This is a genomic window from Acidimicrobiia bacterium (genome assembly GCA_029210695.1).
In the GTDB taxonomy this organism is placed as follows: Bacteria; Actinomycetota; Acidimicrobiia; order Spongiisociales; family JAHEDJ01; genus JAHEDJ01.
The window spans coordinates 1-11,160 of sequence record JARGFH010000057.1; the positions used below are offsets into that span (position 1 = coordinate 1).

Consider the following 11,160-nt stretch of genomic DNA (forward strand, 5'->3'; position numbering starts at 1 on the left):
CAGTGCCACGAACCCTGCCACAGCGGGGATCGTCCGGCAGGAGACCAAGTCACCAAATCCGCGACGGACCACTAGACTCCGAGCCGATCCGAGGGCACCCGTCCTCGTTTCACGAGGGAGAGCGGAGACGGCGTGAGCTCGTATTTTCAGGACTACATCACCGTGGGCTCATTCGCGGCGCTCGGCGTGGTTCTCGTCATCGTGATGCTGGGGGTGGCCGCTCTCCTCCGCCCCTCCAACCCCTCACCCGCCAAGCTGAAGACCTACGAATGCGGCGTCGACCCCGTCGGCGAAGGATGGCACCAGTCCTACGTCCGCTACTACGTCTTCGGCCTGCTGTTTGTCATCTTCGATGTAGAAGCCGTGTTCATCTTCCCGTGGGCGATAAAGCTCGAGGACCTCGGCATGTTCGGTCTCGTCGAGATGCTGATCTTCATCTGGATCCTTCTGATGGGATTGATCTTCGCCATCCGCAAGGGAGTCCTTCGGTGGGAATAATCGAGAAGTTCGGGATGCCGAAGCCGGCAACCTTCCTGCTGAACTGGGGCCGCAAGTACTCACTTTGGCTCTTCCAGTTTGGACTGGCCTGCTGCTCCGTTGAGATGCTGGCCGCAGCCGGGCCCCGCTACGACATGATGCGCTTTGGGATCATCCCGATGCCGGCTTCGCCCCGCCAGGCCGACCTCATGGTCGTGGCCGGCACATTGACCGACAAGATGGCCCCTGCGGTCAAGCGCATCTACGACCAGATGCCCGATCCCAAATACGTGATCTCGATGGGATCGTGTTCGAACAGTGGCGGCCCCTACTGGGACTCCTACTCCGTGACGAAGGGGGTGGATCAGATCATCCCGGTCGATGTATACGTCCCCGGTTGTCCTCCCCGCCCCGAAGCGCTCATGGAAGCCATCGTGTTGTTGCAGAAGAAGATCCAGAACGAAAACCTCCAGGACAAATGGACACATCGTGACGAACAGCCGGCTTGAGTCCATCGAGGATTTCGCCGCCTCGGTAGCCGAGGCGGTCGGAGCAACCTCCCACTCCTCAGAGCTCGGTACGGTCAAGGTCAGGGTCGAGCGTGAACGCTGGGTCGAGGCTGTGACCGCCGCCCGCGACATCGCCCTCCTGCCCTTGTTCTCCTGGCTGTCGGCCGTTGACTGGATGAACGACGTCGCAGTTGGTGATCCCCCGGCCGAAGAGGTGGAGGAGCGCTACGAGGTCATGTGCGCCGTATCGAACGTCTCCGACGGACAAATCGTGGTGCTGAGCACCGACCTGCCCAAGGACGATCCCTCGATCGATTCGGTCGCAGATGTCTATCCGGGCGCCAACTGGCACGAGCGTGAGGCGGCCGAGATGTTCGAGATCGATTTCGTCGGTCACCCGAACCTGATCAAGCTCTATCTCACCTCCGACTTCGTCGGTCATCCTCTCAAGAAGTCCTACCCGTTGATCAGCCGCGAAGTGAAGCCGTGGCCGGGGACGGTGGACGTCGAAGACATGCCGGAGTCGGCCGCTGCGGATGCCCCGAGCTTCGAGAACCCGGACGCATGATGCTTGATCCCAGCGTTCTCCACCATCTCTCCGAGGCGGCTGTGGCGATCGAACTCGAAACGCCGGACATGACGCTCAACATCGGTCCGCAGCACCCGTCGACCCACGGTGTGCTCCGCCTCGTGGCCAAGGTCGACGGTGAGCAGGTTTTCGACGTTCAGCCCGTCATCGGCTACATGCATCGGGGATACGAGAAGATAAGCGAGGTCCGCACGTATCCGCAGATCATCACTTTGATCAACAGGATCGAGTGGGTATCCGGATACGCCAACGAAATCCCCTTCCTGGTCGCCGTCGAGCGGATCATGGGGCTCGAAGTGCCGGAGCGAGCCCAGTACATCCGCCTGATCCTCACCGAGCTGACCAGGTTGTCGAGCCACCTCATGTTCATGGGCTCATATCCGCTCGAACTCGGTGCCTCCACCCCGCTCATGTTTGCCCTCCGGGAGCGGGAGCGGGTACTCGATCTCATCGAAGGCGTCACCGGTGGACGGTTCCACCCGAACTTCAACCGGATCGGAGGCGTCAAGCCGGCCGCCGGTGCGGGGCCCAGTCAGAAGAAGCTCATCCAGGACCTGCCCAAAGGCTTTCTCGAGGACACCCGCGACGCCATGGATCGGGTCCTGTCGACCTCCGATGAGCTCGAAGACCTCATCGCCGGAAATGAGGTGTTGCTGGCCAGGACCAAGGGCGTCGGGATTCTCCCCCCCGAGGTGGCGATGGCCTACGGCGTGACCGGCCCGAACCTGCGCGCCTCCGGTGTCGACTTCGATCTCCGCAAGAAGTCCGACTACTTGCCTTACGACCAGCTCGATTTCAAAACGGCCGTCACCGAAACGGGGGACTGCTGGGATCGCTGGTGGGTCCGGCTCGTCGAGATTCGCGAATCGGCCAGGATGATCAAGCAGGCGGTCGATCAGATCCCCTCGGGACCGCTCCAGGCCAAGGTTCCCCGCGTCATCAAGGTGCCGAAGGGCGAGACCTACGTGCGCGCCGAGAACCCGAAGGGGGAGATGGGCTATCACGTCATCTCCGAGGGCGGTCAGGTTCCCTACCGGGTGAAGATCCGCTCGGCCTCGTTCAACAACATCTCGATTCTCCCGCACATCCTCGAGAGAATCCTGATCCCCGACATCGTGGCGATCATGGGAAGCCTGGACTTCGTCCTAGGGGATGTGGACAGATGACGCGGCCCTCTCGCTTCGCTCGTGGGCCGCTGGAGTTTCGGGCTCGGGCCCGAAACTCCAACGTGACACCCGTAAGGGGGTCACGCCGTGTCTGACCTCCTCTCCAACTTCTGGATCCTCCTGGCGCTCAAGCTGGCCGCCATCGGCGCCCTGGTTCCCGTGAGCGCGCTCATCATCGGTACGGCCGAGTTGAAGATCTCGGCACACATGCAGTCCCGCATCGGGCCGTATTTCGCCGGTGGCCGCTTCGGGTGGGCGCAGCTCATCGCAGACGGCATCAAGTTCTTTCAGAAGGAAGACATCATTCCCGAAGATGCCGACCGGCAGGTGTTCCGGTGGGCCCCGGCCCTGGTGTTGTTGTCGACGGTTGCTCTGTTTGTCGTCATTCCCTTCTCGCCCACCTTGATCGTCCGCGACCTCGACCTGGGAGTTTTCTACGTGCTGGCCATTTCGTCGATCAGCACGATCGGCGTGCTGATGGCCGGATGGTCATCCGCCAACAAGTACTCGCTCATGGGCGGGCTGCGGGCCGCCGGGCAGCTCATCGCCTACGAGTTGCCGCTGGTGCTGGCAGTCGTCGGCGTCGTCATTCAGGCGGGAACGATGTCGATGGTGGGAATCGTCGAAGCACAAGCCTCGTTCGAGGTGTTCGGTACGATCACGGTGCCCTACGTGGCCGTCCAGTTTGTCGGATTCCTGGTATTCATGACCGCCGCCCTGGCGGAACTGAGCCGCATTCCCTTCGACCTCCCGGTGGCCGAGTCGGAACTGGTGATGGGGTTCGTCACCGAGTACACCGGCTTCCGGTTCTTGTTCTTCTTCCTCGGTGAGTACGCCAGCATGTTCTCGATGTCCGCCATCGCCGCCACCTTGTTCCTCGGCGGGTATCACTTCCCCGGCCTCGACCCGGCCATCTGGGGCCCGGTGGTTCTGGTCGTGAAGATCTTCTTCCTGGCCTTCTTGATGATCTGGTTCCGCTGGACGTTCCCACGACTGCGCGAGGACCAACTCCAGACTTTCGCCTGGAAGTGGTTGATTCCGGTGTCGCTCGCCAACATCGCAGTGACCGGCGTCTTCAAGGTGGTGTTCTGATGCGCCTCCGCCTTCCCAACTTCTTCGGCTCGGGATTGCTGACCGGATTGTGGGTGACGCTCAAGACCCTGTTCTCCAAGCCCGTCACGGTGAACTACCCGGTCGTGAAAGAAACGCCCGTGCCGCGTGCCCGCGGCGTGATCGCCCTCGATCAGGACGCATGCACGGTCTGCATGCTGTGCGCCCGGCAGTGCCCGGACTGGTGCATCTACATCGAAGGGCACAAGGAAGAGCAGCCCCCCTCCCAGCCGGGCGGACGGGTCAAGAAACGCGCAACGCTCGACCGGTTCGACATCGACTACGCCCTCTGCATGTACTGCGGCATCTGCGTCGAGGTCTGTCCATTCGACGCCCTGTTCTGGACTCCGGAGTACGAGTACTCGGAGCACAAGATGGGCGCAATGATGCACGACAAGGACCGTCTCCAGGATTGGCTGAAGACGGTGCCGGAAGCCCCGGGACTGGAATCATGAGCAGGCAATTGGCAATTGGCAATTGGCTCCGCGCTCCGCTGAAACCAGGGGGCCAATTGCCAATTGCCCAATTCCAAATGGGACGAACACATGAGTGACTGGTTATTGCATCCTGAGAATTGGGTCTTCCTGGTCGTCGGCGTGGCGGTTGCCTTCTCGGCGTTGCGGGTCGTGACGTCGCGCAACGTGGTGCACGCCGCTCTCTACCTGGTCGCCACCCTGGCGGGCACGGCGGTGCTGTTTCTGCTGCTTTCTGCCGAGTTCGTCGCCTGGGTACTGGTGCTGGTGTATATCGGAGCGGTGATCGTTCTCTTCTTGTTCGGCATCATGATCACCAGGGCGCCGATCGGGTACGACGCCACCCTCGACAACGACCGCCGCGGCATCGCCGCAGTCGTGTCGGGTGCGCTCTTCCTGCTGATGTCGTGGGTATCGATCGACTTCTTCGGCTCGACTGCCCTCGAGGACATCGGCGTTCCGACCTCCACCGAACTGCTCGGGGAGTCGATCCTCGGCCGGTTCGTGCTGCCGTTCGAGATCGTCTCGTTCGTGCTGCTGGCCGCCCTGATCGGCGGTATCACGGTGGCCCGCAAGGACGCCACCCCGCTCGAGGCGGAGGAACGGGTATGAATCGGTTCGCTGCGCTCACCGAGTGGCGAGAGACTCGCGACTCGCGACTTGCGACTCGCGACACGAGCCCGGAGGGCTCGCAATGACCCTCGTTCCTATTCTCATTCTGGCCGCCCTGCTGTTCTCGCTGGGGGTCTACGGCCTGCTGGCCCGCCGCAATGCCGTCCTCGTGTTGCTGGCGATTGAACTGATGCTCAACGCCGTGAACATCAACCTGATCGCCTTCGAGGCGATGATTCGCGACAGCCTGGCGACCGGCCAGGTGTTTGCCATCTTCATCATCACCGTGGCTGCCGCCGAGGTCGGCATCGGCCTGGCGATCGTGCTGCTGATCTTCCGCAACCGGGCAACTGCCAATGTCGACGAGTTCAACCTGATGAAGTGGTGACATGACGAACTTCCTGCTTGCCGCCGCAGAAGAAGAAGTCCACGAGATCGTCGCCGGGACGGGCGGCTTCTTCGGCGAGTACGCCTGGATCATGCTGGTGCTGCCGTGGATCGCGGTGCTCGGCATCATCTTCTTCGGCAAGCGGATGAAGTACCTCGGGGCGGAGATCGCCATCGCCATGCTGGCGTTCAACACGGTCTGGTCGACGATCCTCTTCGTCCTCAATATCACCAAAGGGGTCGTCTACGAGGGCGCCGTGGTGATCGCCGAGATCGGCAGTGACCTGGTCTTGGAACTCGGCTGGGTGGTCGACGGGTTGTCGATCATGATGTACTTCGTCGTCTCGTTCGTCGGTCTCGTGATCTTCATCTACGCGGTCGGCTACATGGAGGGAGACGTCCGGGTCACCTGGTTCTTCGCCGCCTTCACGATCTTCGCCGGTTCGATGCTCGTGCTCGTCGGTGCACCGAACCTTGTGCAACTGATCATCGGCTGGGAGGGCGTCGGTCTGGCCTCCTACCTGCTCATCGGCCATTACTGGGAGAAGAAGGAGAACTCATCTGCCGGCATGAAGGCCTTCTATGCCAACAAGGTGGCCGACGTCGGGTTGATCATCGGCGCCATCATGGTCGGCGCCACACTCGGCACGTTCCGATTCAGCGAACTCTCCCGGGCGGCCGTCGAGCACGCCGACGATCTTGCCCTCGTGGCAGGCATGATTGGCGCCCTGCTGTTCTTCGGGGCGATGGGAAAGAGCGCGCAGTTCCCCTTCCACATCTGGCTGCCGGACGCCATGGCCGGCCCGACTCCCGTGTCGGCCCTCATGCACGCCGCCACCATGGTGACGGCCGGTATATATCTCATGGCACGGACGTTCCCGCTCTATCAGAACCTCGCCGAAGACATCCGGCCGTGGATGGTGGCGATCGGGGCCATCACGCTGTTCGCAATGGGATTACTGGCACTCGTCGCAGACGACATCAAGAAGGTGCTCGCCTATTCGACCGTGTCCCAACTCGGCTACATGATGACCGCCGTCGCCGCAGGTGGATACACCGCCGGTGTGTTCCACCTCTTCACTCACGCGTTCTTCAAAGCACTGCTCTTCCTCGGCGCCGGATCGGTCATCCACGCCGTCCACTCGAACAACATGTCCGACATGGGCGGACTGCGCAAAGTGATGCCGCGCACTTACTGGACGTTCCTGATCGGATCGCTGGCCCTGGCCGGCATCCTCCCGTTCGCCGGTTTCTGGTCGAAGGACGAGATCCTCGTCACCCTCGGCCATGAGGGGTACACCGCCGTCATGTGGATCGCCATCGCCGGAGCGTTCGTGACCGCCTTCTACATGACCAGGGCCGTCACGCTCACGTTCTGGGGCACCTACAAGGGTCACGGACATCCCCACGAGTCGAAGCCGATCATGACCGTCCCGTTGATCACCCTCGCCGTCCCGGCCGCCATCATCGGCTTCCTCAACATCCCCGGAGTGGAGTTCGGTAGCACCGGCAACTTCACCACCTGGCTCGGTATGCGTGAGGTCGTGATGGGCGATCACCACCCCACGGCCCCGGACTGGGGGATGGCTGCCATCGGCCTGGGTGCCGCGGCGCTCGGAATCCTCGCCGGCCTCGCTCTGTACGCAAAGGACAGGGCAACCCAACAGGAACGGGACAAGTTCGAGATTCCCGTGCTCTATCCCTTGCTGCGTCGCAAGTACTACATGGACGACGCCGCGCTCGGTTTGGTCTGGTTGATCAAGGCGCCGTTCGCCAACGCGATCAACTGGATCAATGACTACATCATCGACGGTATGGTCAACACGGTGGGGTTCGTGACCTCCGGTCTCGCCCACCTCGTCTACGGTGGGCTCGATCAGCGCGGCATAGACCTGGGATTCAATGCTCTGGCGTATGGTTCCGGGGGTAGCGGTGAACGGCTGCGCCGCCTGCAAACGGGCCAGCTTCAGCAGTACGCGTCGGTGTTTGTCGGTGCAGCAGTGATGTTCGTAATCGGTTTCGTGCTATTCAGGTAAGAGGAGGAAGAGTCAATGGAGTGGTTTGACACCTGGGGCTTGAGCCTCATCGTGTTCCTCCCGCTGGTGGGGGCCCTGCTCTTGATGCTCCTCCCGCGGGAGCAAGAAGAGAGCCATAAGTGGATATCGCTGATCACGACGGCCATCGTGCTGGTTCTAAGCGTCGTGGCAGCCGCCAATTTCGACTACGGCGCCGCCAAGTCGTTCCAGTATGAGGTGAATGAGTCGTGGATCTCGGCGATCGGCGCTTACTACCACGTTGGGATCGACGGCATCAGCCTCCCGTTGCTCGTGCTGTCGGGGTTCGTGACGCTGTTGTCGGTCATCTACTCCTGGAATCACTGGGAGGAGCCGCGCAATCCGAGGGCCTTCCTGGCCCTGATGCTCGTTCTCCTGACCGGAATGAACGGGACGTTCGTGGCGCTCGATCTGGTGCTGTTCTTCATCTTCTTCGAACTCGTGCTGTTGCCGATGTACTTCATGATCGGCATCTGGGGTGACAAGTCCGAACGGGAACTCCCGGTGTTCGGCAAGACGGTGTCGGTGCGCCTCTATGCGGCGATCAAGTTCTTCCTGTTCACCCTGTTTGGCTCTGCGTTCATGCTGCTGGGTTTCCTGGCGCTCTACTTCAACTCGGCGGACTCGGTTGCCCGTCGGACGTTCGACATTCCGGCCCTCATCGCTCGAGCGCCTGAGCTGACGATGCTGCCGGTGGCCGGGTGGATCTTCGCCGGCCTATTCCTCGGCTTCGCGGTCAAGGTTCCGATGTTCCCGTTCCACACCTGGCTGCCCGACGCCCACACGGCGGCGCCGACCGTGGGTTCTGTGTTGCTGGCGGCCATCCTGCTGAAGCTCGGCGCGTACGGCTTCATCCGGATCGCAATCCCGATCTTGCCAGAGCAGGCCAAGCAGTGGGCGCCGATCATCGCGATTCTGGCGGTTATCGGGATCATCTACGGTGCGCTGGCGTGTCTTGCCCAAACCGACATGAAGCGCCTCATCGCCTTCTCCTCGGTCGGGCACATGGGCTTCGTGATGCTCGGCATCGCTACCCTCACCGACGTCGGCATCAACGCCGCCATCATCGGCATGGTTGCCCACGGCGTGATCACCGGTCTGTTGTTCTTCCTGGCCGGATCGATGAGCCATCGTTATCACACCCGCGACATGGGCCGTCTCGGCGGCAACCAGTCGCTGATGCCGATGCTGGGTGGCATCCTTGCGTTCACGGCGATGGCCTCCCTCGGTCTGCCGGGACTGGCCGGATTCTGGGGCGAATTCATGTCGCTGCTCGGCGCTTATAACCCGCTGGAAGGTCTGTCGATCGGGCTGTTCCGCACTGCCATGGTGATCGGAGCGGTCGGAACGGTACTGACCGCCGGCTATCTGCTCTGGATGCTCCAGAAGGTGAACCTCGGCGAACCGAACGCTGAGTGGGACGGGCACGAATTCCACGATGTTGACAAATTCGAGATGGCGGCCTGGGTGCCGCTCATCGTCACAATCATCGCCATCGGCGTGTATCCGAAGATCGTGTTCGGGGCGACCACCGACGCGGTGCAGGCACTCGTCCAGACTGCCTTTGGAGGCTGACCGGTGGGCTACGACATCGACTACCTGGCGCTGGCGCCTGAGATCACCCTGGCGATAACGGCGATGGTGGTGCTCAGCCTCGACCTCGTCCTGACCAGGAAGAACAAGTACTGGACGGCGATCGCCGCGGTGCTCGGTGTCGGCTTTGCCGCGTTCCCGCTGATCACGCTGGCCGTGTCCGACGTGGGGGCTCGCTCGATGTTCGACGGCAGCTATGTGGTCGACGACTTCGCCCTGGTGCTCAAGGGCTTGTTCGTGGCCGCCGGTTACCTGGTGTTGTTGATGTCGGTGCAATACATCGAATCCGACCGCTACTACCAGGGCGAGTATTACTTCCTCCTGCTGATGTCGATCCTCGGGTCGGTCGTGATGGCCTCGGCCCGCGATCTCATCATCCTGTTCATCGGGCTCGAACTGGTCTCCGGACCGCTCTTCCTGCTGGCCGGTTGGCGCAAGGGGGATGCCCGGTCCAATGAGGCGTCGCTCAAGTACTTCCTGCTCGGCGTGCTGTCGGCGGCGATCATGCTCTACGGCATGTCGCTGCTCTACGGCGCCACCGGTGAGGTGACCTTCGACGGGATCCGGGAGGCGTCGGCCGGGTTGGTGGGCGAACCGCTGTTCATCGTGGCGGTGCTGTTCGTGGTGATCGGCTTCGCGTTCAAGGTCTCGGCCGTGCCGTTTCACTTCTGGGCGCCGGACACCTATGAGGGTGCTCCTACGCCCATCACCGCCTATCTCTCGGTGTCCTCGAAGGCGGCCGGATTCGTCGGTCTGCTGATCATCACGTACCGGGCGCTGCCCGAAGCTTCGGCGGTGTGGGGTCCGGCGCTCTGGATCATGGCCGTCCTCTCGATGACGGTCGCCAACCTCACTGCGCTGCGGCAGCAGAACATCGTCCGGCTGCTCGCATATTCTTCGATTGCCCAGGCCGGGTTCATGCTCGTTCCCTTCGCGGTGGCCGGCGTATCGAACGACCCGGACGCGTTGGAGGCTGCGTTCGCGGCAACGATCACCTATCTGATCATCTACGCCTTCATGAATCTCGGTGCGTTTGCCGTCGTCATCGCCGGGGCGCGCCGCACCCGCACAGGTGACATCGATGGTTGGGCCGGGTTCGGACGGTACTCACCCGGATTGGGGTTCCTGGCGGCCGTGTTCTTCTTCTCACTGGCCGGGATCCCGCCCCTGGCCGGTTGGTACGCCAAGTTCGTCATGTTCAGTTCGGCCCTCGGTGGAGGGAGCGTGTGGACCGGTCTCCTGGCGGCGATCGCCGCTGTGAACGCAGTTATCGCCTTCTACTACTACGCACGGGTCGTCAAGACCATCTGGATGGACGAGGCACCCGAAATGATTGAGATCGACGATCAGCCGGTCATCGGGTCGCTGCGCCTGGCGCTGGCCCTCTCGGCCGCGGTGGTCTTCGTAGCCGGGTTCTTCCCGGACATCATCAACTTCTTCAGTCAGACCACCAAACTGCTGGCGGCGGGTTAGGGTTCCCTTTGGCGCCGGCTCATGAGGCCTAGGCTGGTCTCAGCTTCTCACTCGAGGTCCTGACATGGCTGGAGCTTTGACCATTCTCCTTGCTGAAGACAACCTGGTTATTCAGCGAATGATGTCCGTCACGCTGGCCAGGCAGGGCTATACCGTTGAGACCGCGAATAACGGACACGAGGCGGTGGCTGCGGTGCAGTTTGGATCATTCGACCTCATCCTGATGGATCTCCGGATGCCGGTCATGGATGGATTCGAGGCGACGCAAGAGATTCGCCGCCTGGGCATCACCCAACCTCCGATACTGGCGCTGAGCGGCGACGATGATGCGGCAACGGTCCAGTCCTGCCTCGACGCCGGCATGAACGGCCACGTGACGAAACCAATCGTCATGAGAGACCTGGTAGCAGCCATCGACCGCGCCACCGGCCCCGCCTAACTCGGTCCCCCCGGAGGGGAGAAGGTCCCTGCGCCGGAGCGCAGCGAAGGCGTAGGTAGGGGGGCTCTCGGTCCCCCCTTTGGGGGGAAAGTACCGCTCGCCGACAGGCGAGGGGTAGGGGGCTCCACCTCGAGTCGAGGGTCGCGGGTTGGTCCCCTGCAGGGGGGAAGGTCCCTGCGCCGGAGCGTAGCGGAGGTGGAGGTAGGGGGGCTCTCGGTCCCCCCTTTGGGGGGAAAGTACCGCTCGCCGACAGGCGAGGGGTAGGGGGCTCCACCTCG

Annotated in this window: 12 protein-coding genes; all 12 read left to right on the forward strand. The window is 62.3% G+C overall.

Going from position 1 to position 11,160, the window contains the following annotated elements; genetic code table 11:
- Positions 1–132 precede the first annotated feature (132 nt).
- The 12 genes from P1T08_15005 (at position 133) to P1T08_15060 (ending at position 10,882) form a co-directional block, all read left to right on the forward strand.
- On the forward strand, positions 133–498 hold the full coding sequence (locus P1T08_15005; GenBank protein ID MDF1597385.1) for an NADH-quinone oxidoreductase subunit A: 366 nt from the start codon (positions 133–135) through the stop codon (positions 496–498).
- A complete protein-coding gene (locus tag P1T08_15010; GenBank protein MDF1597386.1) occupies positions 489–986 on the forward strand; it encodes an NADH-quinone oxidoreductase subunit B in 498 nt (165 codons plus the stop codon). Before P1T08_15005 ends, P1T08_15010 begins: the two co-directional genes overlap by 10 nt.
- On the forward strand, positions 967–1,554 hold the full coding sequence (locus P1T08_15015) for an NADH-quinone oxidoreductase subunit C (protein ID MDF1597387.1): 588 nt from the start codon (positions 967–969) through the stop codon (positions 1,552–1,554). The genes P1T08_15010 and P1T08_15015 overlap by 20 nt, the downstream gene beginning before the upstream one ends.
- The gene (locus tag P1T08_15020) at positions 1,551–2,741 is read left to right on the forward strand and encodes an NADH-quinone oxidoreductase subunit D 1 (GenBank protein ID MDF1597388.1); all 1,191 of its coding nucleotides are present in this window, start codon (positions 1,551–1,553) and stop codon (positions 2,739–2,741) included. Before P1T08_15015 ends, P1T08_15020 begins: the two co-directional genes overlap by 4 nt.
- Before the next feature lie 87 nt (positions 2,742–2,828).
- Positions 2,829–3,833, forward strand: coding sequence for an NADH-quinone oxidoreductase subunit NuoH (gene nuoH / locus P1T08_15025; protein ID MDF1597389.1), 1,005 nt, complete (start codon positions 2,829–2,831; stop codon positions 3,831–3,833).
- A complete protein-coding gene (locus tag P1T08_15030; GenBank protein MDF1597390.1) occupies positions 3,833–4,306 on the forward strand; it encodes an NADH-quinone oxidoreductase subunit I in 474 nt (157 codons plus the stop codon). The genes nuoH and P1T08_15030 overlap by 1 nt, the downstream gene beginning before the upstream one ends.
- A gap of 90 nt (positions 4,307–4,396) precedes the next feature.
- Complete coding sequence (locus P1T08_15035) at positions 4,397–4,936, forward strand: NADH-quinone oxidoreductase subunit J (protein ID MDF1597391.1); 540 nt, start codon at positions 4,397–4,399, stop codon at positions 4,934–4,936.
- 82 nt (positions 4,937–5,018) lie between these two features.
- Positions 5,019–5,324, forward strand: a complete 306-nt coding sequence (nuoK, locus tag P1T08_15040; GenBank protein ID MDF1597392.1) for an NADH-quinone oxidoreductase subunit NuoK — start codon at positions 5,019–5,021, stop codon at positions 5,322–5,324.
- Between the two features lies 1 nt (position 5,325).
- A complete protein-coding gene (gene nuoL, locus P1T08_15045; GenBank protein ID MDF1597393.1) occupies positions 5,326–7,359 on the forward strand; it encodes an NADH-quinone oxidoreductase subunit L in 2,034 nt (677 codons plus the stop codon).
- A 15-nt stretch (positions 7,360–7,374) separates the two neighbouring features.
- Positions 7,375–8,952, forward strand: a complete 1,578-nt coding sequence (locus tag P1T08_15050; GenBank protein MDF1597394.1) for an NADH-quinone oxidoreductase subunit M — start codon at positions 7,375–7,377, stop codon at positions 8,950–8,952.
- 3 nt (positions 8,953–8,955) lie between these two features.
- The gene (locus P1T08_15055) at positions 8,956–10,443 is read left to right on the forward strand and encodes an NADH-quinone oxidoreductase subunit N (GenBank protein MDF1597395.1); all 1,488 of its coding nucleotides are present in this window, start codon (positions 8,956–8,958) and stop codon (positions 10,441–10,443) included.
- 64 nt (positions 10,444–10,507) lie between these two features.
- Positions 10,508–10,882 (forward strand): response regulator, encoded by a 375-nt coding sequence (locus tag P1T08_15060; protein MDF1597396.1) that lies wholly within the window; start codon positions 10,508–10,510, stop codon positions 10,880–10,882.
- Positions 10,883–11,160 lie beyond the last annotated feature (278 nt).